This is a genomic window from Sphaerisporangium sp. NPDC004334, from assembly GCF_053602655.1.
This window is the reverse complement of record NZ_JBSGDZ010000005.1, coordinates 254,987-275,577: the sequence shown is the minus strand read 5'-3', so window position 1 is coordinate 275,577 and position 20,591 is coordinate 254,987. Positions and strand designations below refer to the sequence as shown.

Here is a 20,591-nt window from a genome sequence, read left to right as displayed (position 1 = left end):
CCTCCGGCCCGGCCGGTCAGAGGTCGAGCTGGTATTTGACGGTGCGGTGGGTGGGCGCGTACCCGAGGGTGTCGTTGACGGCCCTCATGGGGGCGTTGCCGTCGGCGGTGTCGGTGAGCAGGCCGGCGAGGCCGGGGTGGCGCTCGCGCGCGCCGCGGATCGCCTCGGTCTTCATCCAGCGGGCCAGCCCGCGGCCCCGGTGCTCGGGCAGCACTCCGGTGCCGTAGTGCTGGGCGTCCCCCTTGCCGTCCCCGGGGACCACCAACTCGGTGAACCCGACGACGGAGCCGTCGGACTCCCGCACGGCGGCGACGGTGTGCAGCAGTTCGCCGCGCTCCTCGATGGCCCGCGCCGCGGCCAGCACCCGGTCGGCGTCCCAGACGTCCACCCCGAAGTCGGCCTCACCCATCGGCATGTCGGCCATCGCCCGGCGCGAGGCGGTGAAGGTGTCCAGCAGCTCGCCGGGGACGGCGCCGTCCCAGGACACCAGGCAGTATCCGGGGTGCGGCTTCTCGACCGCCGCGGCCAGGGCCGCCGGGTCGACCTCCGCCAGCGGCAGCCGCGCGAACGTGAGCGTGAGGACGGGGCGGAAGCCGTGCGCGGCCAAGAAGCCCTCGCCGGGCGAACCCTCGGGGACGTCGGCGCTGACCCGGCGGCGCAGGTTCTCCCGGGCCGCGCCGACGGCCGCCTCCAGCAGCAGGCGGCCGACGCCGGCCCGCCGCTCGGCGGGGTGGACGTTGATCTCCAGCTCGGTGAGATGCCGGACCTCCGGCCGGGCGAACAGCCGCAGGAAGGCCGAACCCACCGGGTTCTGGGCGTCATCGGAGGCGAGCCAGACCAGGCGGCGGCCGGAGGGGCCACGTTCGGGGTCGGCCAGCGGAGTGATGCGGATCGGCACGGGGTCTCCGTCGTGGGAAGGGCGTACGAGAGGGGTTCGGGTCGGCCCATGAGTGATCATGCGCGGTTCGCAGAACGTATCCGGGCCCTCCCACCGCCGCAAAGCATTTACCCGTGATCTTCTTCCCGCGGTGCGACGGCGGACGCCCGGGGCCGGACGGTACCCCGGTGCCGGTCGCGCACGATGGAGGCGAAGCGCCGCGCCACCGCGTGCCAGGCCGCGGCGGAGGCCGGCTCGTCGGCGACGGCCGTCGCGTACAGCTCCTCCCGGTCGAACCCCTGGCCTCGCAGCTCCTCGCCGTTCCACTGGCGGATGCGCTGGGGGGTGACCTCGGGGTGGAACTGCACGCCCCAGGCGCGCGGGCCCACCCGGAAGGCCTGGTAGGGGCATCTGGCGGTCTCGGCCAGCCATACGGCGCCCGGCGGCAGGCCGGTGATCGCGTCGACATGGTGCTCGATCGCGGGGACGACATCGGGCAGGCCGTGGAACAGCGGGTCGTCCGCGGCCTCGGGCCTGATGGTGACGGCGGTGCTGCCGTGCTCGGGCGCCCCCACGTCGGCCTGGACCTTGCCTCCGGCCACCGCGGCGAGCATCTGGCCGCCGAGGCAGACGCCGAACATCGGCACCGACCCGCGCAGGGCCTGCTCGACCAGGGAGCGGGTGGCGGGCAGCCAAGGCGCCTTCTCGTCGTCGTCGGGCATGTAGCCGCCGCCGAGCACGATCAGCCCGTCGTGGGCGAGCCGCCCGGGGACGGCGGAGCCGTCGAACGCGGTGACGACCTGCACCGCGACGCCGGCCTCCCCCAGCCACTCACCGAAGCGGCCGGGGCCGCCGTTCTCACCGTGCTGCACGACCAGCACATTTGGCACCTGCGACATGGGCACCGATGCTACCGCCGCCTCCCCACCCCACCCCACCGGCCGGGGCGGACGCCCTGGAGGGGGCTCCACGGTGGCGAGCGGCAGGACCGGCCGGTGTGTGCCGGTGAAGTCCGCGGCGGTTCGCGATCGGCCCACGGTCTGGGGGGTCAGGCGGGCTTGATGGTGGCGAGTTGCACCAGCAGCAGGACCAGTCGGTAGGCGCCGGCGAAGTCCGCGGCGGTGAAGGTCACCGTACGGCCGCCCGCGGCGCGGGAGACGCCCGGCACGAGCGTCGCCAGGTCGACCGTGATCGGGCTGTAGAGGTCGACCTCGACGTCGATCGGTCCGGCGATGCTCAGGGGCGCGACCCGCGCACGCCCGGTGATCGCCTCGGCGGCGGCCCGGCGCAGCCGCTCCCGGGCCTCCCCCGGGTGCAGGGCGATGGCGGCGGATTGGCCGAGAGCCTGTTTGACCGCGACGGTGACGGCCGAGGGGACCAGCTCTCCGAGCTCGGCGCAGGCGGTGTCGTCGCCGCTGAGCATCACGACGGGCACGCCCAGATGCCCGGCCATGGCGGCGTTGAGCCCGATCTCCCCCATGGGGCGCCCGTTCACGCGCACGTCGAGGATGTCGCCGCTCATGGTGTGCGACAGCACGGCCGGGCCACCACCGGCGCGGGCGTGGTAGCCGATGAACAGGGCGGCGTCGGTGTGGTCGTCGAGCGCGCCGAGCATGCCCTGCGGACGCGGCTTGCCGCGGACCAGGCGGGCCCGCCGGTCGAGTTTCTCGGGATGGATGTTGCGGAACGGCCCGTGGGCGTCGGCGACCCACACCACGGCGTCGGGTTCGGCGTCCAGGACTCCGGCGATCACGGCGTTCGCCTCGGCGGTCATCAAGGCCCTGCCGCGCTCGTAGTCGTAGCGGTCCGGGTTGGTCTCGGCGGGATGCACGACCCCCGAGATGCCCTCCATGTCGACGGAGATCAGCACCTTCATGAACCACGGAGCCTACAGCGACACCGGACTCGAATGGATCAAGCACCTCTACCTCGGTGACCGCCTGAGATCACCTCGCCCCTACTCGCCTCCGGGTGGGCTCTAGCCGGTTGAAACTCCGGCCAGAGCTCACCCACAAGGTGAACCGTCAGGGCTACGAGTGCCAGACGATCTGGAGAACAGCCCAGAGCGCCGTCTTCACGAATTCCAGGACGATACGGATACGCCAGTACCGCTTGGCGTGGCGACAAACCTCGTTCATTGGAGTCTCCTCGATCTCGGGTGATGCGTATCCAGAAGACCCGATGGGGACAATGTCCAGTAGATGCTCGGACATCCCGGGACAGCAGCTGGCCGTTCTACTACGCTGCCGTGACATGTCTGGACAAAACTGGACGGCCCGTGGTCGTCCCACGGAAGCTGACGATTTCGATTTGGCCTCCGTCACTACAAAGGAGGACCTGCAGGTCCACCTGCGCCGCCTGCACGCCCTCAAAGGGAAACCGTCTGTGCGGGAGATGGCCCGCCGGACCGGCGGAAAGTATTCCTCCTCCTCACTCCACGACTACCTCAAAGGGCACCGCTATCCGAATCGTGACGGGCTCTATTACTTCGTGATCGCCTGCGGAGAGTCCGAAGCCGTCGCAGAGCAGTGGGGAGCGACCTGGGGCCTAGTGGAAGCCCGAAACCTGCGGCCGCCCGCGGTCGCCGCGAGCGACGAGCCTGACTTGAGCATCCGTCTGAAGCATCTGCTGGACCGCTACGACATGAAGTTCCATTCCGCGCCCGCCCACATCCTCCGAGGAGATCGCAAGTCACTCGACGCTGACGCGCTGGGGAACGTGCTCGCGATCCTCGAGACCTTCATAGCCGGAGGCGGCGTCGTGGAGGCGGTGACCCGCTTTCACCGGCATGGTGTGCGCGTCACCTCCATAGCGGACTTTCTGGCCGTGCTCGCCGCGGACATGGTCCTGCATCCGGCCAAGCAAGATCCAGGCTCGCGGTTGTGGCTCATCGAGCAGAGTCAGAAGATTCTCAAGACCAAGAATCAGGCCCGGAAGACGCAGCTGCGCATGACCTGGGTGGCTCTCCTCGATCTCCTGCGGCGGGCCTCCTGCGAAACGCGCACGGCCTGGCCGATCGAGCAGATGGTCGAAGACATCGTGAAGAAGGCCGACAACTCCGCCAGCCGCTTCTCCTCGGTCACGGGATTGCTCTTCGAGGTCGTTCGCGACGATCAAGTTCTGCGCGAAAAGCTCCACCGGGCCCTCGGTGACGAGGAACGCAAGCTGACCGACGAGGCAACACCCCAGATGCGACACCATTTCGGCAGACTCCGCAGCCTCACCCGGACATACCATCGGTCCGATGGATACGATTTCGTCGGCAGACTGAAATCCGTCCCGGGCGGCGACCTGTGCGACTATCCCTTCGCGGCCGCAGCGTACCCCCTGACCATGGGCGATGCCGTTCGCCTGCTGGATGGTCTGGAACTGGCGGAGGGCCGGGCCAGTTATCCCTACGTCATCGAGCTGGAGCGACCCGCGCCAGAAGAGGCGTTGACCGAGACCCTGACGAGATTGCTCGTCCAGTGCAATAAGAAGGCCTACCAGTCGGGAAAGATGTGGGCTCTGCCAACCGCCGCCGAATGGATCACGCTGGCGGGATGTGAAGACCGCCTCTTCCCCTGGGGCTCGGAGCCGGCGGACCCGCTTCGGGCGAATCTCACCTACTCCCGGGAAGAGGAGGGGCGGCTGCAACCGGTGGGGACACTGCCAGGGGGACGCTCGCGACATGGCATTGACGACTGTTGCGGCAACGTTCACGAGATCGTCGAGTGGTGCAGGGAACCGAGCAGGCGTGCTGAGTACCGGTTGGCAGGAGAAAGCTTCAAGTCTCTGGCGGGCCACGCTTCCTGCCTCCGCTTACGACATCTCACTCAGAGCTCCTTCAGCAGAGGCAACGTGGGTGTGCGGCTCGTTCAGATCGACATCGAGGACGCCGAGAAGCGCTGGGTCGCGCAGGAGGCGTTTCGACGCACCAGCGAAGAACCGCTGCCTGAGATCGACGGCGAAGAAGTCGCCGGTTTCCAGCGGGTTGACGACGGTGGCGAGTCGCTGGAGCCGTCAGCGTCCGGCCAACGCGATCCCGGTCGACGACCATGACGTCACGGGGGCCCTGAGGTGTACTGGGATTCAGACGTCGAAGTGGGCGACGATCGGAGCGTGGTCGGAGTCGGCGGCGTCGCGGCGTGGGGTCGGGTCCTCGGTGACCGAGGGCAGGCCGTGGCCGACCACGGAGCGGATCTCGGCGACTCGTTCGATGAGGGCCCGGCTGGCCAGGATGTGGTCGATGAGCTCTCCGCGGCCGTTGTGGACGCGGGAGAAGCGCTCGGCCTCGGGGATCAGCGTCGCGAGGTTCCACAGCCGCCAGGCGTCCCCCTTGTCCGGGCGCAGCGCCCCGGCCGTGCCGAGCTCGGACCCGGGCGGACCGAGGACGATCTGCGTGGTGGCCGCCTGCGGCTCGTCGTTGAAGTCGCCGAGGACGACCACCGGCCGGTCCTGCCCGTGGCCGCCGACGAGCCGGTCGGCCAGGCCGCGCAGGGTGGTGGCCTCGGCGGCCCGCCGGTACAGGGCGTAGGCGCCGTACCGGGCGCGCTCGCCCTCGTCGCGGGCCGCGAACCGGCCGCCGGGGAAGCTCAGCAGCTTGGACTTCAGGTGGCAGACCGCGACGGCGAGCGTCGCGCCCGGGCCGGGCTCGACCCGCACGGCGAGCATGCCGCGGCTGGTCTGGGCGGTCGCGGGCCCGGTGTCGGCGCTCTGCACGGCGGCCAGCGGCGAGGTGAACGCGGCGACGTCCTCCACGACGGTGAGCGGGAGGCGGCTGAGCACGCCGACGCGGATGCCGCGGGCGTCCGGGTGCTGGGACAGGACGGTGTGCCACTCGCCGCCGAGCGCCTCCGTCAGGTCGGCCAGCGCCGCGGGGTCGCCGACCTCCTGGACGCCGAGCACGTCGGGGGCGATGCCGCCGAGGGTGGCGGCCAGCGCCGAGATCTTCGCCTTGTACGCGGCCTCGTCGCGGGGGCCGAACTCCCCGCCGGGCCGGTAGAGGTTCTCCAGGTTCCACGTGCTGACGACGACCATGACCGCTCCCGTTGTGAACGCGGACGGGAGCGTTCCCGTGGCGCGCTCACCCCCGTGGCGCAGGCGGGAACCGGACCCCTCCCCAGTGATCGCGGGCTCCGGCGACCGTCGCCCGCCGCTCCACTATGACCGCTGTCGCACCGCTTGGCCATCGGTTCGCGCGACCAGGATTCGACCCAAGGAACCGACCATACGGTTCATATCACGCAAATCGGGCATGGGGCGGGTAACCCAACTCGGCCCTCTCGAGGAGGCCCAATGCTCACGCTGACAGAGACCGCCGCCAAGGTGATCCGTGACCTCAACACCCAGTCGGGCGAGGCGACCGACAAGGGCATCCGCATCTCCTCGCAGGGCGAGGACGCCGGCTCGCTGATGCTGTCGGTCGCCGACGGGCCCGAGAACTCCGACAAGGTCGTCGAGAGCGAAGGGGCCAAGGTCTACCTCGACCCGGTGGCCGCCACCGTGCTCGACGACAAGGCGCTGGACGCCAACATCGACGACCAGGGGGGCATCTCCTTCCACGTCGAGGACCAGCCCGCCTGACCGTTCGGCGCGCCAGCCGACCCCGAAACTTTCACCCGCAGGCCGGACGGTCACGCGCGGGGTATCGACCTGCCACCCTTTCCGACCTGTGCGTTCGCATGAACGGCCGGGTTGTGCCCTATCGGCTCCAGTCCGCTCCCCGAACCATGGGCTTGTCCCTTTCGGTGATGCTCCGTAACTTTCGAAAGGAGTCGCGTCCCCGTCCGGGCGGAGCACGGTCACCGGGCCCGCCGGGCGGCCGGCGATCGTCCCGGCCCTCTGACGGGCCGGGCGCCGAGAGAAGACCTCCGGCTGATCATCGGGAGCCGTCGCCGGATGGTGGGGGCCTCGGTGGCAGGTGCGTCCCCCTGCCACCGAGGCCCCCGGTCTCGGGCCGGCGCGGGGGGCGTCGCTCGGGGGCGCCCCCCGTACCGGGTTCCCCTCCTAGGAGGAGTAGACCTCGAACTCCGACAGTTGCCCGGCCGGCCAGCCGGTGTTCCCGGTGAAGGTCAGTCGCAGGTGGCGCCGGTTGGCGGCCGGGAAGGTGATCGTCACGGTGTTGCCGGTGGCCGGGTCGAAGGTGTAGGCGGCCGGGCCGGCCAGGGTGCCGAACGTGGACCCGTCGGTGGAGCCGAGCACCGCCACGGTCTGGCCGCGGGTCGCCCAGGACGCCGACGGGGGCAGCTTCAGCACGACCCTGCCGACGCTGTAGGCGGCGCCGAGGTCGACGGTGACCGACTGCGGCCAGGCGTTGTTCACGCTCTCCCAGTAGGTGCCGGTGTTGCCGTCCACCACGTTGGCCGAGCCGTACACGTCCGCGTGCCCGCTCTCGCTGGTCGCCTTCCCCCGGGCCAGGTTGCCCGCCGGCGGGGTCGGGGTGGGAGTGGGCGTCGGGGTCGGGGTCGGCGTGGCGGCGGGCCCGCCGTACACCTCGAAGGAGGACAGCTGGGCGGCCGGCCAGCCGGTGTTGCCGGTGAAGGTCAGCCGGAGGTACCGGAGGTTCGCCGGGGTGAAGGACACCGTCGCCGTGTTGCCCGACGCCGGGTCGAACGCGCGGCCCGCCGCCGCCGACAGGGTGGTGAAGGCGCCGCCGTCCGCCGAGCCCTGCACCGCGACCGTCTGCGTGCGGGCGGCCCAGGCCGCCGCCGGAGGCAGCTTGAGCGTCACGCGGTTGACCGAGGCGACCGCGCACAGGTCGACGGTGATGGACTGCGGCCAGGCGTTGCCCGGGCTCTCCCAGTAGGTGTCGGCGTTGCCGTCGACGGTGTTGGCGGGGGCGTAGTTCTGCACCTGTCCGGTGGCGGTGACCGCCTTGCCCCGCGCCAGGTCGCCGGTGCCGGGCGCGCACGGGGTGGGCGTCGGCGTCGGGGTGGGCGTCGGGGTCGGGGTGGGAGTGGGCGTCGGGGTCGGGCCGGTCGGGGTCGGGCTGGGCGTGGTGTTGCCACCGCCGCCCGGGTAGATGTAGTTCGGGGCCGGCCAGCCGCCGCAGAACGTCGAGGTGGGGCTCCACCCGGTGTTGCCGCCGCCCTGGGTGATGGAGAAGCCGCTGCCGACGCAGTTGTGCACGCTGACCCCGGCCCCGATGTGCGCGGCGCTGACGTTGGTGAACGTCGTCCTGGCCGCCGCCTGCGCCTGGATCATGTAGGTGCCCGTGCCGTCCACCCGGACGCCTGAGAAGTTGACGGTCTGCGTGCTGCCCTCGATGAAGTGGATCGCCGCGTACGAGCTGTCGAGGATGTCGGTGTCGGTGACGTTGATCGTCGCGTTGACCGGTTCGTTGAGCGCGTCGAACCAGATGGCGCCGACGCCGAAGTTCCAGTTGTAGTCGGAGTTGCCCGCCCGCAGCAGGGTGTTGCGCGCCACGGTGTGCGTGCCCGCCACCGCCGTGCCCGACCCGGAGTTGACCCCCGGGTAGCGGTTGGCGACGTGGATGCCGCCGCCGTTGGTCACGGTGTCGGTCACCACGTTGTCGGTGATCTTGATGTCCCGCCCGCCGTAGGTGACGATGTTGTTGGCGAGCACCGGCGCGACCACGGTGTTGTGGGTGAAGCTGTCGTTCACGTTGGCCACCCGGTCCGGCCACATCGCGAGCCCGTCGTCGCCGGTGTTGCGGACGAAGGTGTTGGTCACCGTCGAGTTCGTGACCCCGGTGTGGAAGTTCACCCCGTCGGCGGTCTGGTCGAGGATGCGGCTGTTCCTGATGGTGAAGCCGTCCATCGGGCCGTCCATCCAGGCGCCGACCTTGGTGTGCTGCATCCACACGTTGTCCACGACCGAGTTGGTCATGGCGCCCCCGAGGGCGTTGACCTGGTCCTCGTCGACGCGTTCGGTGATCTCGCCGATGATGGCGAAGTCCCGCAGCGTGACGTCGCGGCTGGGCCCGCCGGCCTCGTGCGCGCGCACCGGGCCGGTGTACCCCCCTCCGGCGACGTACTTGCCGTAGACGCCCACCGCGCGGTTGCGCTGGGTGGGATGCCTGCCGGTCAGCACGCTGTACCAGGGCCCGGCCCCGGCCAGGGTGACGCCGTCGACGACCACGTGGTCCCACAGGGTGTAGGTCCCCTCGGGGATGTAGACCACCTTGCCCTGGGCCTTGCCCGCGTCCACGGCGGCCTGGAAGGCGGCGGTGGAGTCGGTCGCCGAGTTGCGCGCGGCGCCGAAGTCGTCCACCGACAGCGACCCCGACGGGCGGCCGATGGCCGCCGGGACGGCCTCGAAGTCGGCCAGGTCCACGGTGATCGGGATGCCGCCGGTGTGCTGGACGCGCACCTTGGTCCCGGCGGCCAGCGTCGAGCCGAACCTGGTGCGGGCCTCGTCGTAGAAGTGGTGCGGGTTGCCCGCGCCGGGGTTGTTGCCGAAGGGGTAGCCGCCGTAGTACCAGCCGTACCGGGAGGTGAGCGGCAGGTCCTTCAGATGGGCGCCGTTGACCCGCACGTCGGCGGTGGTGTCCTGCCCGGTCCCGGCCGCGTTGTCCGGGACGCTGTAGCGCACCACCATCGCGTTGGCGGGCTTGGTGAGGGTGAACTCCACGTACTCGCCCGAGGCGTCGAGGGTCACGGCTCGGCGGCCCGACGCCTCGGACGGCAGGTGGGTGTAGACCCGGTCGGGCCCGATCACCTGGCCGTTGGTGGCGGCGTGCGCGGAGTCCTCGGCTTCGAACTCGGTGAAAGGAACGGTGGCGCCGCGCCCGGCGAAGTCCCAGGGGGTGTCCACCGCCGTGGCGGCCACGGCACCGGGTGACAACAGCGGGACCGACAACGTCCCCGCCGCCAGTGCCACGGTGGTGGCGATCGTCCAGGCGCGCAGCCTGCCCGTTTTCTTCATCGGCGGACCCTTCTGCGGAAGCGAAGAGCCGGGACGTTTCGCGGTCAGGGACGCGCGGACCGTCGCTTGCCCGGCGGAACTGCCCACACCATAAGATGACAGACAGATAACCGCAATGTTCTGACTAAAGCCTGCAATGTTACGACTGTGTCACGGCATTCGCCGGGAGATTCGGCCCCAGGAAGGACACCCGGGACCCTCCGGGACGCTCTTCCCCCACCCGCCGCAAACCGTTTGCAGACGACTGACGTATATTTGCGACCGTGACAAGCGACGATGCGGCATCCCGTCCGAAGGGCGGCCCCGCCGCCCGCCCCACCGACGGGGGAAAGCCCGTCCCGCTCGACGGCGCCGCCGCTCGTCCGGGCGGCGCCGCGGCGGCGCGGCGGTCCGACGGCGCGGGGTCGCGCGCGGCCGGCGGCGCGGCCTCCCGCGCGACGACCCGCCGCCTCGCCGAGGTCGCCCGCAAGGTGGGGGTGAGCGAGGCGACGGTCAGCCGGGTCCTCAACGGCAAGCCCGGCGTCTCCGACACCACCCGGGCCGCAGTGCTCACCGCGCTCGACGTGCTCGGGTACGAACGGCCGACGCAGTTGCGCGGTGAGCGGGCCCGCCTGGTGGGCCTGGTGCTGCCCGAGCTGGGCAACCCGATCTTTCCCGCGCTGGCCGAGGTGGTCGGCGGCGCGCTCGCCCAGCGCGGCTTCACCCCCGTGCTGTGCACCCGGACGGCGGGCGGGCTGTCGGAGGCCGACTACGTCGAGATGCTGCTGGAGCAGCAGGTCTCGGGCATGGTCTTCGCCGGCGGGCACTACATGGAGGCCGACGCGCCGCACGAGCACTACCTGCGCCTGCTCGACCGCCGCCTGCCGGCCGTGCTGGTCAACGCGGCGATCGGCGAGCTGAGCTTCCCGTGCCTGGCGACCGATGACGTGGTCGCGGTGGAGCAGGCTTTCGGCCACCTGACCTCGCTCGGGCACACGCGCATCGGCATGGTCCTCGGGCCGCGCGACCACGTCCCCTCTCGCAGGAAGCTCGCCGCGTTCCAGGCCGAGGCGCGCCGGGCCGGGCTGGAGGCGGGCCGCGACACCATAGAGCACAGCCTGTTCTCCCTGGAGGGCGGCCAGGCCGTGGCGACCCGGCTGGTCAAGAACGGCATCACCGGCATCATCTGCGCCAGCGACGTGCTCGCGCTCGGCGTGCTGCGCGCGGTGCGCCGGCTCGGCATGTCCGTGCCCGACGACGTCTCGGTGGTCGGCTACGACGACTCGGCCTTCATGAACTGCACCAATCCGCCGCTGACCACCGTGCGCCAGCCCATCGAGGCCATCGGCAGGACGGCGGTCACGCTGCTGGTCAACCAGATCGACGGCGGCTCGGTGACCGCCGAGGAGTTGCTGTTCGAGCCCGAGCTGGTCGTGCGCGGCTCCACCGGCCCGGCCAAGACGCGCGATTAGCGCGCCTTCGCACTGGACGCCCCGGCCAGGCGCCGTGAGCGGCGCCGGCATCGCCGTACCACGACCCGCCGACCCGGCGCCGATAACCTCCGGCACATGCCCGGAGTGAAGAGCGGCGCCCGGCGAACGCAGGGGTCACTCCGGTCGGCGTGAACACCCACCGCCGCGCCCACCTTCGTCCGTCCTCGCGTTGAGGCACTGGATCGGTGTGACGTCAAGGTGACAAGGATGTTGCCAGAGGCGGCACTGTCACTTTTTTGCATCGGGGGCATATGACTCTTGCTGGGATATGTCCGCCTCTATATGTTGCTCCCAACCGGTTCACGAAGCTGTACCAGAACTTGGGCCTCGTAGTCGGGGGCAGTCCAGGAGGGAACATCCATGAAACCCCGCAACCTTGCGATCCTGCTGAGCGCAGGGATCGCGCTCGCCGCCGCCGGATGCGGCAGCGACGCCGGCACAACCCCTGACGCGAAGTCGTCGCAGGGCTCAGCGGCCGCCAACGCCCCCGTGACGATCACGGTCGGCTGCAAGCCCCCGAAGAACAACCCGAAGGAAGCGGCCCAGTGGGACGCGGACGTCGCGGCGTTCCAGAAGCTGCACCCGAACATCACGGTGGAGGGCAAGGACGCCTTCCCGTGCATCGTCCCCGAGACCTTCCAGGCCAAGCTGGCCGGCGGGGAGATGGAGGACCTCTTCTACGTCTACTACACCGACGTCCAGAAGATCATCGCCGCCGGTCAGGCCGCGGACATCACGCCCTACCTCGACAGCGTCCCCGCGCTGAAGAACATCCGCCCCGACGTCATCAGCGTCTTCAAGAGCGGCGAGAAGATCTTCGGCCTTCCGAGGGTCAACTACTCGACGGGCCTGGTCTACAACCGCAAGCTGTTCACCCAGGCCGGGCTGGACCCCGACCAGCCGCCCAAGACCTGGACCGACGTGCAGGCCGCGGCCAAGAAGATCGCGGCGCTCGGGCCCGGCTACGTCGGGTACGGCGAGTACAGTGCGGGCAACACCGGCGGCTGGCACTTCACCTCCTCCATCTACGGCCGCGGCGGCGACGTCGTCACCCCCGACGGCAAGAAGGCCGCCTTCAACAGCCCGCAGGGCAAGGCGGTGCTGGAGAACCTCAAGCAGATGCGCTGGACCGACGACAGCATGGGCACCAAGCAGCTGCTGCGCTGGGAGGACCTCATGCGCATGATGGGCAGCGGCAAGCTGGGCATGATGATCGGCGCCCCGGACGTGGTCAAGGAGGTCAACAACACCTTCAAGGGCAAGTTCGACGACTACGGCGTGGCGGGCATGCCGGAGGCCACCACCTCCCTCAGCGGCGGCGACGGCTACATGTTCAACCCCAAGGCCACCCCCGACCAGATCAAGGCCGGCCTGCAGTGGCTGGAGTACAAGTTCCTGACCCCCGGCCAGGGCCAGTTCAACTTCGAGCGCGCCAAGGCCGACGGGCTGCCGGTCGGACTCCCCGACATCGACCTGTTCGGCGACACCGAGCCCGGTAAGAAGATCCTGGAGCTGCGCAAGCAGTTCGCGACGATCCCCGTCGAGCACTTCCAGCCCTACATCGACGCCAACTCCGCGGTCCAGTTCAAGCTGGAGCCGCCGAAGGCCCAGGAGATCTACGCGGTGCTGGACACGGCGATGTCGGCGGTGCTGACCAGGCAGGACGCCAACGTCGACCAGCTTCTGTCCGACGCGGAGAAGAAGGTCAACAACATCCTGGCCAAGTCGAGCTGACCTTGGCCCGCCGGGGCGCCGGCCCACCGGCCGGCGCCCCGCCCACGCACTATCGCGATCGGGAGTACAGATGACCACGACGGCCGTGGCAGGATCACGGCGCCGCCCCCCGGGGGCGGTGCGGCGAGGCGTCCGCCGCAACCTGACGGCGTACGGGTTCCTCTGCGGGGCGCTGATCTGCTTCGCGTTCTTCTCCTGGTACCCGATGGTGCGGGAGATCCTGCTCAGCTTCCAGAAGACGAACTTCGTCGGGCCGCCCGACTGGGTCGGCCTGGACAACTTCCGCACCGTGACCGAGGACTCGGCGTTCGTGCCGGCCTGGCTCAACACGGCCGCCTTCACCGGGCTCGCGCTGATCGTCGGGTACGCCGTGCCGTTCGTGGCGGCGATCGTCCTGAACGAGCTGCGGCACGCCAAGGCCTACCTCAGGTTCGTGGTCTACCTGCCGGTGATGCTCCCGCCGGCCGTCGCGGTGCTGCTGTTCAAGTGGTTCTACGACCCGGGCCCCGGCCTGTTCAACCAGATCCTGGCCCTGGCGCACCTGCCGGGGCTGAGCTGGCTGGACTCCACCAGCACCGCGCTGCTCTCGCTGGTGCTCGTCTCGACGTGGATGAACCTCGGCACCGGCACGCTGATCTACCTGGCGGCGCTGCAGAGCATCCCGGGCGAGCTGTACGAGGCGGCCGAGCTGGACGGCGCGGGCCTGTTCAAGCGAGTGTGGCACGTCACCATCCCGCAGACCAAGCTGATCCTGCTGGTGATGCTCCTGCTGCAGATCGTCGCCACCATGCAGGTGTTCATCGAGCCGTACCTGCTGACCGGCGGCGGCCCGGAGAACGCGACGGTCACGATCGCCTACCTGATGTACCAGTACGCCTTCAGCTTCGGCAACTTCGGCGGCGGCGGCGCGCTGGGACTCATGCTCATGATCGTGCTGATGGTGTTCTCGGCCATCTACCTGCGCGTCTCGCGGGACAACCAGATCTAGGAGGTGGCGACGATGTCGAGCAGCACAGTGCGTTCGGGCGGCGAGGTGCGCCCGCCGCGCCCCGTCCCGCCACCCGCGCCGGGCGGCGGCGGCGCCGTCACGGCGTCCCCGCCGTCGCGCGGGCGCAGGAAGAAGAAGGAGGCCGCCCGCCAGTTCCGGGGCCTGGTGTCCCCCCAGACCCTCAGCACGACCCACGGGAAGATCATCTACTGGATCGTGCTGGTCACGGTGGTCGTCGCCTTCACCGCGATCTTCGTGTTCCCGTTGTACTGGATGGTCACCGGGGCGCTGAAGTCGCCCGACGAGCTCGCCCAGATCCCGCCGTCGTTCTTCCCGCACTCCCTGGACTTCGGCGTGTACGCCGAAGCGTGGGACCAGCTCGACCTCGGGACGTTCCTGCGCAACACGGTGATCTACGCGGCGGGGGCCTGGCTGTTCACCCTGGCGATCGACGTCACCGCCGCCTACGCCCTGTCCAAGCTGCGGCCCGTGCTCGGCAAACTCGTGCTGGCCGGGATGCTCGCCACGCTGATGATCCCGCCGATGGTGATCCTGCTGCCGGCCTACCTGACGGTGAAGGACCTGCCGATCCTCGGCCTCAACCTGCTGAACACCCCGTGGGCGATCTGGCTGCCCGCGGCCGCCAACGGCTTCTTCATCTTCCTGCTCAAACGCTTCTTCGACTCCATCCCGCGGGAGCTGCTCGAGGCCGCCGAGATCGACGGCGCGGGCCCGGCCCGCATCCTGTGGTCGATCGTGCTGCCGGTGTCGCGGCCGATCATCGGCGTGGTGTCGATCCTGTCGGTGGTCAGCGTCTGGAAGGACTTCGTCTGGCCGCTGCTCGTGCTGCCCGACAGCGACAAGATGTCGATCAGCGTGGGCATCTCCTCACTCTCTGCGCAGATGCCGCAGAACGTGCTCATGGCGGCCCTGGTCATCGCCAGCATCCCGGCCATCGTGATCTTCTTCGTCTTCCAGCGCAGCATCATGGCCGGACTCACCGCCGGAAGCCTCAAGGGATGACCCGGCGCGCGCCCCACCCGGCCGCGCCCCCTGCCGCGCCCAGAGCACCCACCGCCCGGGCCGTACCCGCCGCGACCGGCGCCCTCCGTCACCGCGGACCGCGCCGGCCGCACACCGAATCTGTAAGGAGAGACTCCAGCATGTCCGAAACGTGGTGGCGGGGAGCCGCGATCTACCAGGTCTACCTGCGAAGCTTCGCCGACGGCAACGGCGACGGCGTCGGGGACCTGGCCGGCCTGCGGTCCCGCCTTCCCTACCTCGCGGAGCTCGGTGTCGACGCGATCTGGCTCAACCCCTGGTACCCCTCCCCCATGGCCGACGGCGGCTACGACGTGGCGGACTACCGCGACATCGACCCCTCGTTCGGCACCCTGCCGGAGGCGGAGAAGTTCATCCAGGAGGCGCACGCGCTGGGCATCAGGACGATCATCGACATCGTGCCCAACCACGGCTCCGACCAGCAGGAGTGGTTCCGTCAGGCGCTCGCCGCCGGGCCGGGGTCCCCCGAGCGGGCGCGCTTCTGGTTCGCCGAGGGCCGGGGCGATCTGCCCCCGAACGACTGGCGGTCGATCTTCGGCGGTCCCGCGTGGACCCGGGTGCCGGACGGGCAGTGGTACCTCCATCTGTTCGCCCCCGAGCAGCCCGACTTCAACTGGACCAACCCCGAGGTGGTGGAGGAGTTCCACGACATCCTGCGGTTCTGGTTCGACCGCGGGGTGGACGGCATCCGCATCGACTCGGCCGCCGTGCTGTTCAAGGACTTCGACAGCGTCGAGGAGTCCTACACCGACCACGACGCCGTGCACGAGGTGTACCGGGGCTGGCGCAGGATCGCCGACGAGTACGGCGAGCGCATCCTGATCGGCGAGGTGTGGCTGCCCGACCAGGAGCGGTTCGCCCTCTACCTGCGTCCCGACGAGATGCACACCGCCTTCAACTTCGACTTCATGGCCCGCTCGTGGGAGGCGGCGGAGCTGCGCGCGTCGATCGACCTGACGCTGGCCACGCACGCGACGATCGGCGCCCCGCCGACCTGGGTGCTGTCCAACCACGACGTGCCCCGGCCGGTGACCAAGTACGGCAGGGCGATCACCTCCTTCAGCCACGCCGACCGCAGGGACGGCATGGCCTCGGACCTGGCGCTCGGCCGGCGCAGGGCCAGGGCCGCGGCGCTGCTCGCCATGGCGCTGCCCGGCGGCGTGTACGTCTACCAGGGCGAGGAGCTGGGCCTGCCGGAGGTGGAGGACATCCCCGCCGAACTTCGCCAGGACCCGATGTGGACCCGCTCCAAGAACACCGTCCCCGGCCGGGACGGCTGCCGGGTGCCGCTGCCGTGGTCGGGCGCCACGCCCCCGTTCGGCTATAGCACCGGCGAGCCGTGGCTGCCGCAGCCGGCCGCGTGGAAGGACCTGACGGCCGAGGCGCAGAACGCCGACCCCGACTCCATGCTGTGCCTGTACCGCACGGCCCTGCACATCCGGCGGGCCGAGCTCGGCGACGGCGCGCTGCGCTGGCTGGAGGCGCCGGAGGGCGTGCTGGCCTTCGCCCGGGAGTCCGGGCTGGCCTGCGTCGTCAACCTGAACGCGGGGCCGGTGCCGCTGCCCGCGCACGAGAGCGTCCTGCTGGCCAGCGGCCCGCTGGACGGCGAGGTGCTGCCCTCCGACACCGCCGTCTGGCTGCGGCTGGCCGAGACCGCCGGGTAGGCCCTGGCCGCCGGGTAGGCCCTGGCCGCCGGGTAGGCCCTGGCCGGCGGCGGGCCACGGGCTCAGCCGTCGGCCAGGCAGTCGCGCAGCGCGGAGACGAGCCCGCGCGCCCGCGCGTCGCCGTGGCCGATCATCCGGTTGGCGACGTAGGCGAACCCGACCCCGTACTCGTCGTCCCCGAAGGAGAACTGGCCGCCCGCGCCGTCGTTGCCGAAGCTGCGCGGGCCCAGCATGGCGCGAAAGCGCGGCGCGTCGAGCAGGAATCCCGACCCCCACCGGGCTCCGACGTCGGGGAATCCCGACCAGGACGCTCCGGCCGCCTGCTCGCGCAGGGCGCCGGTGAGGGTGTCGCGCGTGAGCAGCCGGGGCGAGCCGTCCAGGCCGGTCGCGGCGGCGGCGTACACGCCGGCCAGGCCGCTCGCCGACGCGACGGCCCCGGCCCCGGGGATCTCGGCGGCCAGCAGCGCGGGATCGTTCCACCCGTGCGGCTGCTCGAGGCCGGGGAAGGGGATCGCCCCGTTCATCGTCACGATGCGCACCGGCAGCGACTCCTGGCCGGGCATCGCCGGCCTGCCCTCGGCCTCGACGAGCCGGGCGATCGTGGGCAGTTCCTCCTGGGGCAGGCCGATCCACGCCCGCAGGCCGAGTTCGTCGCCGACGGCCTTGCGGAAGTACGCGCCGGGGGTGAGCCCGGTGATCCGCCGGATCAGCTCGCCGATGAGGAACCCGAAGACGTGGCCGTGGTACTCGTGCGCGGTGCCCGGCTCCCACAGCGGCCGCTGCTCCTCGATGGCGTGGACCACCGGTGTCCAGGCGAGGATCTCCTCGAAGCTCAGCACGCGATCGAGGACGGGCAGTCCGGCGCGGTGCCCGAGCACCATACGCGGCGTGATGGACTCCTTGCCGCCGCGGGCGAACTCCGGCCAGTGCCGGCTCACCGGGGCGTCGAGGTCCAGCCGCCCCTCCTGCGCCAGCAGGTGGGCGCACACGGCGACGACGCCCTTGGTGCAGGAGAACACCGGGACGATCGTCTCCCGCTCCCAGGGCCGGCCGTCGCGCTCGTCGGCGACGCCGCCCCACAGCTCGACGACCTTGCGCCCTCCGGCGAAGACGGTGACCGCCGCGCCGAGTTCGCCGTGGGCGGCGAAGTTGCGGAAGAAGGCGTCGGCGACCGCTCCGAACCGTTCGTCGGCCGCTCCGCCATGCTTCATGGTTGTCATGGCGCGGAACGCTACATTCCCTTGATAGATTAGGCAACTACCTAGAGGCTCTAGGAGAGTGAGGTGGCGGATGGCGCGTGCCGGACTGACGGCAGAGCGCGTGACGCGGGCGGCGGCCGACCTGGCGGACGCCGTCGGCTTCGACAACATGTCGGTCTCCGCGCTCGCGCGGAGCTTCGGCGTCAAGGACGCGAGCCTGTACTCGCACGTCAAGAACCTCAAGGACCTGCGGGAGCGGGTCGCGCTGCTGGCCGCGGGCGAGATGGTCGACCGCATCGCCGCGGCGGTCGCGGGGCGGGCCGGGCAGGACGCCCTGGCCGCCTTCGCCAACGCCTACCGTCAGTACGCTCTGGCCCATCCCGGGCGCTACGCCGCGACACAGGTCTCGATCGACCCCGCCGTCCTGGCCGGTTCGGCGGCCTTCGCCCGCAACGTGGAGCTGACCTACGCCATCCTGCGCGCGTACCGGCTGTCGGAGCCGGACCTGACCGACGCGGGCCGCCTGCTGCGCAGCACCTTCCACGGGTACATCACCCTGGAGGCCAACGGCGGGTTCACCCACGTGCGCGACGTCAACGCCTCGTGGGACCGGGCCATCACCGCCCTGCACTTCCTCCTGCAGAACTGGCCCGCCACCCACTCCCACACCGAACCCTGACCCGCCGGCCACCGGTGAGCGTCTTCGGTCAGGGGGTCAGGCGAACAGGCCGGTCTCGTGGCCGTCGTCTCCGGTGGGGCCGGGCGCGCCGGCGAGGCGCGTGTAGTGCTCCACGGCCGACACCGGCTGCCCAACGCCGTTGGACAGCGCGAAGTAGCCGCCGTCCACGCTGATCTGCGTGCGGTGGGCGCGCAGCGCCGCGGTCTTGGCCGGGAGGTGGGCGACCGCGTCCACCCGCGTGGTCACCTGCTCGTCGGGCACGCCGAACCCGAAGTCCTCCACCGCCTTCAGCCGTTCGAACGGCCCGGCGTCCACCGCCTGCTCCAGCACCGACAGCGGCGTCGCGGTGGCGTAGAACCGCGACGGCGTCCACGGCTCGCCCTCGCCGAAGCAGGGGTCGGCGGCCTTCTCGAAGGCCCGCCACGCCACCCGGTGCGCCTGGATGTGGTCGGGGTGGCCGTAGAAGCCGTCGGCGTCGTAGGTCACGATCACCTGCGGCCGCACCTCGCGGACGATGCCGACCAGCTCGGCCGCGGCCAGGTCCACGTCGGCCTGCCAGAAGCAGGCCGGGTCGTCGTTGGTGGGGGCGCCCATCATGCCCGAGTCGCGCCAGCGGCCCGCGCCGCCGAGGAAGCGGTGGTCGCGCACTCCCAGCGCCGCGCAGGCACGGGCGAGCTCGCCCACCCGGTGCTCGCCGAGACGGTCGTCGCGGTCGGCGGCGAGGTGGCGCAGCTCGGCCGGGATCACCTCGCCCTCCTCGCCGAGCGTGCAGGTGACCAGGCAGACGTGGGCGCCCTCGGCCGCGTACTTGGCCATCGTGGCGCCGGTGCCGATCGACTCGTCGTCGGGATGGGCGTGGACGAACAGAATCCGACGATCGGGCGACATGACCGACCTGCCTTTCCTTCCGTGGCTCCCAGCCGGGTCCGCCGAGGGTTCCCGCGTGCTCCGGGGTGGCGCCTCCCCGTCCGCCGAACGGCACGAGGGGCCCGAATCCGGGACCTTACTCCACGAAGGCGCTGGAACGAACCTTGACCGGCCCCGTGGAGCCCCGCACGACCAGCTCGGGCTCGTACAGCAGCTCCTCGGCGGTGACCGTCGCGCCTTCGATCTGGCTGACCAGCAGGGTGACGGCGGTCCTGCCCATGGCCTCGATCGGCTGGCGGACCGTCGTCAGCGGCGGATTGGTGCAGTTCATGAACGCCGAGTCGTCGAAGCCGACGACCGAGACGTCCTCGGGCACCGACATGCCGACCCGCCGGACGGCCCGGATGGCCCCCAGGGCCAGCGGGTCGCTGGCGCAGATCAGGCCGGTGACCCCTCGCTTGAGCAGCCGGGTGACCACCGCCTGGCCGCCCTCGGGGGAGAACAGGGTGTGCTCCACCGTGTCGAGGCCGGCCTCGAACCCGGCCTTGCGCGCCGAGGCGGTGAACGCCTCCAGCTTGCGCCGGGAGGGAATGTGGTCCTCGGGACCGAGCACCAGGCCGATGCGCTCGTGCCCGAGCGAGGCCAGGTGGCCATAGGCCTGCTCGACGGCGACGGCGTCGTCGGTGGAGACGCGCGGGAAGTCCAGGCTGTCGGTGGCCGCGTTGACCAGCACGACGGGCAGCCGCAGCTCCAGCAGCCGGTGGTAGTGCTCGTGGGGCGCGTCGGCCTCGGCGTAGTGGCCGCCCGCGAACACCACGCCGGAGACCTGCTGCTCCAGCAGCATCTCGACGTAGTCGGCCTCCGACAGCCCGCCCGCCGTCCGGGTGCACAGCACGGGCGTGAAGCCCTGCTGGGCGAGCGCGCCGCCGACCACCTCGGCCAGCGCGGGAAAGATCGGGTTGCCCAGCTCGGGCAGCACCAGGCCCACCAGGCGGGCCCGCTCACCGCGCAACTGCGTCGGCCGTTCGTACCCGAGCACGTCGAGCGCGGTCAGCACCGCCGCGCGGGTCGCCTCGGCCACCCCCGGCTTGCCGTTGAGGACCCGGCTGACCGTGGCCTCGCTGACGCCGACCTTCTTCGCCACTTCCGCAAGTCGCCGTGTCACGGCGCAATCATAGGTC

Annotated in this window: 16 protein-coding genes; 8 read left to right on the top strand and 8 right to left on the bottom strand. The window is 70.9% G+C overall.

Annotated features, from left to right (window positions below; genetic code table 11):
* Nucleotides 1-16 precede the first annotated feature (16 nt).
* From ACWEN6_RS08305 to ACWEN6_RS08295, 3 genes are all read right to left on the bottom strand, one after another.
* Nucleotides 17-898: an N-acetyltransferase family protein gene (locus ACWEN6_RS08305; protein WP_452569572.1), complete on the bottom strand. Its 882-nt coding sequence runs from the start codon at nt 896-898 to the stop codon at nt 17-19.
* A gap of 107 nt (nt 899-1,005) precedes the next feature.
* Nucleotides 1,006-1,776: a type 1 glutamine amidotransferase gene (locus ACWEN6_RS08300; protein WP_452569571.1), complete on the bottom strand. Its 771-nt coding sequence runs from the start codon at nt 1,774-1,776 to the stop codon at nt 1,006-1,008.
* A gap of 149 nt (nt 1,777-1,925) precedes the next feature.
* Nucleotides 1,926-2,753, bottom strand: a complete 828-nt coding sequence (locus ACWEN6_RS08295; protein ID WP_452569570.1) for a M55 family metallopeptidase — start codon at nt 2,751-2,753, stop codon at nt 1,926-1,928.
* Between the two features lie 377 nt (nt 2,754-3,130).
* On the opposite strand from ACWEN6_RS08295, the gene ACWEN6_RS08290 reads away from it, so the two are divergent.
* Complete coding sequence (locus tag ACWEN6_RS08290) at nt 3,131-4,918, top strand: SUMF1/EgtB/PvdO family nonheme iron enzyme (RefSeq protein WP_452569569.1); 1,788 nt, start codon at nt 3,131-3,133, stop codon at nt 4,916-4,918.
* Between the two features lie 30 nt (nt 4,919-4,948).
* On the opposite strand, the gene ACWEN6_RS08285 is transcribed toward ACWEN6_RS08290, so the two are convergent.
* Complete coding sequence (locus ACWEN6_RS08285) at nt 4,949-5,896, bottom strand: endonuclease/exonuclease/phosphatase family protein (protein ID WP_452569568.1); 948 nt, start codon at nt 5,894-5,896, stop codon at nt 4,949-4,951.
* Nucleotides 5,897-6,154: 258 nt separating this feature from the next.
* Here ACWEN6_RS08285 and ACWEN6_RS08280 point away from each other — a divergent pair, with 258 nt between their 5' ends.
* Nucleotides 6,155-6,442, top strand: coding sequence for a Fe-S cluster assembly protein HesB (locus tag ACWEN6_RS08280; protein ID WP_452569567.1), 288 nt, complete (start codon nt 6,155-6,157; stop codon nt 6,440-6,442).
* Between the two features lie 423 nt (nt 6,443-6,865).
* Here ACWEN6_RS08280 and ACWEN6_RS08275 read toward each other — a convergent pair whose 3' ends face one another.
* Nucleotides 6,866-9,745, bottom strand: coding sequence for a galactose-binding domain-containing protein (locus tag ACWEN6_RS08275; RefSeq protein ID WP_452569566.1), 2,880 nt, complete (start codon nt 9,743-9,745; stop codon nt 6,866-6,868).
* A 263-nt stretch (nt 9,746-10,008) separates the two neighbouring features.
* Between ACWEN6_RS08275 and ACWEN6_RS08270 the strand changes: the two genes are divergently transcribed.
* The 5 genes from ACWEN6_RS08270 to ACWEN6_RS08250 all read left to right on the top strand — a co-directional run bounded on the left by ACWEN6_RS08270 (nt 10,009) and on the right by ACWEN6_RS08250 (nt 16,665).
* Nucleotides 10,009-11,196 (top strand): LacI family DNA-binding transcriptional regulator, encoded by a 1,188-nt coding sequence (locus tag ACWEN6_RS08270; protein WP_452569565.1) that lies wholly within the window; start codon nt 10,009-10,011, stop codon nt 11,194-11,196.
* A 381-nt stretch (nt 11,197-11,577) separates the two neighbouring features.
* On the top strand, nt 11,578-12,951 hold the full coding sequence (locus ACWEN6_RS08265; RefSeq protein WP_354920413.1) for an ABC transporter substrate-binding protein: 1,374 nt from the start codon (nt 11,578-11,580) through the stop codon (nt 12,949-12,951).
* Between the two features lie 70 nt (nt 12,952-13,021).
* On the top strand, nt 13,022-13,939 hold the full coding sequence (locus ACWEN6_RS08260) for a carbohydrate ABC transporter permease (protein WP_452569564.1): 918 nt from the start codon (nt 13,022-13,024) through the stop codon (nt 13,937-13,939).
* A 12-nt stretch (nt 13,940-13,951) separates the two neighbouring features.
* Entirely contained in the window at nt 13,952-14,962 is a 1,011-nt protein-coding gene (locus ACWEN6_RS08255) for a carbohydrate ABC transporter permease (protein ID WP_452569563.1), read from the top strand.
* Between the two features lie 140 nt (nt 14,963-15,102).
* On the top strand, nt 15,103-16,665 hold the full coding sequence (locus ACWEN6_RS08250) for a glycoside hydrolase family 13 protein (protein WP_452569562.1): 1,563 nt from the start codon (nt 15,103-15,105) through the stop codon (nt 16,663-16,665).
* Between the two features lie 62 nt (nt 16,666-16,727).
* Here the strand turns inward: ACWEN6_RS08250 and ACWEN6_RS08245 are convergent, their stop codons facing one another.
* On the bottom strand, nt 16,728-17,885 hold the full coding sequence (locus ACWEN6_RS08245) for a serine hydrolase domain-containing protein (protein ID WP_452569561.1): 1,158 nt from the start codon (nt 17,883-17,885) through the stop codon (nt 16,728-16,730).
* Between the two features lie 70 nt (nt 17,886-17,955).
* On the opposite strand from ACWEN6_RS08245, the gene ACWEN6_RS08240 reads away from it, so the two are divergent.
* Nucleotides 17,956-18,543, top strand: a complete 588-nt coding sequence (locus ACWEN6_RS08240; RefSeq protein ID WP_452569560.1) for a TetR/AcrR family transcriptional regulator — start codon at nt 17,956-17,958, stop codon at nt 18,541-18,543.
* 36 nt (nt 18,544-18,579) lie between these two features.
* Here ACWEN6_RS08240 and mshB read toward each other — a convergent pair whose 3' ends face one another.
* Entirely contained in the window at nt 18,580-19,431 is an 852-nt protein-coding gene (gene mshB, locus ACWEN6_RS08235; protein WP_452569559.1) for an N-acetyl-1-D-myo-inositol-2-amino-2-deoxy-alpha-D-glucopyranoside deacetylase, read from the bottom strand.
* Between the two features lie 115 nt (nt 19,432-19,546).
* The gene (locus tag ACWEN6_RS08230; RefSeq protein WP_452569558.1) at nt 19,547-20,575 is read right to left on the bottom strand and encodes a LacI family DNA-binding transcriptional regulator; all 1,029 of its coding nucleotides are present in this window, start codon (nt 20,573-20,575) and stop codon (nt 19,547-19,549) included.
* Nucleotides 20,576-20,591 lie beyond the last annotated feature (16 nt).

Coding starts and splice junctions, on each gene's coding strand:
- ACWEN6_RS08300 (WP_452569571.1), bottom strand. CDS start 1,776: ATGTCGCAGGTGCCAAATGTGCTGGTCGTGCAGCACGGTGAGAACGGC.
- ACWEN6_RS08295 (WP_452569570.1), bottom strand. CDS start 2,753: ATGAAGGTGCTGATCTCCGTCGACATGGAGGGCATCTCGGGGGTCGTG.
- ACWEN6_RS08290 (WP_452569569.1), top strand. CDS start 3,131: ATGTCTGGACAAAACTGGACGGCCCGTGGTCGTCCCACGGAAGCTGAC.
- ACWEN6_RS08285 (WP_452569568.1), bottom strand. CDS start 5,896: ATGGTCGTCGTCAGCACGTGGAACCTGGAGAACCTCTACCGGCCCGGC.
- ACWEN6_RS08280 (WP_452569567.1), top strand. CDS start 6,155: ATGCTCACGCTGACAGAGACCGCCGCCAAGGTGATCCGTGACCTCAAC.
- ACWEN6_RS08275 (WP_452569566.1), bottom strand. CDS start 9,745: ATGAAGAAAACGGGCAGGCTGCGCGCCTGGACGATCGCCACCACCGTG.
- ACWEN6_RS08265 (WP_354920413.1), top strand. CDS start 11,578: ATGAAACCCCGCAACCTTGCGATCCTGCTGAGCGCAGGGATCGCGCTC.
- ACWEN6_RS08260 (WP_452569564.1), top strand. CDS start 13,022: ATGACCACGACGGCCGTGGCAGGATCACGGCGCCGCCCCCCGGGGGCG.
- ACWEN6_RS08255 (WP_452569563.1), top strand. CDS start 13,952: ATGTCGAGCAGCACAGTGCGTTCGGGCGGCGAGGTGCGCCCGCCGCGC.
- ACWEN6_RS08250 (WP_452569562.1), top strand. CDS start 15,103: ATGTCCGAAACGTGGTGGCGGGGAGCCGCGATCTACCAGGTCTACCTG.
- ACWEN6_RS08245 (WP_452569561.1), bottom strand. CDS start 17,885: ATGACAACCATGAAGCATGGCGGAGCGGCCGACGAACGGTTCGGAGCG.
- ACWEN6_RS08240 (WP_452569560.1), top strand. CDS start 17,956: ATGGCGCGTGCCGGACTGACGGCAGAGCGCGTGACGCGGGCGGCGGCC.
- mshB (WP_452569559.1), bottom strand. CDS start 19,431: ATGTCGCCCGATCGTCGGATTCTGTTCGTCCACGCCCATCCCGACGAC.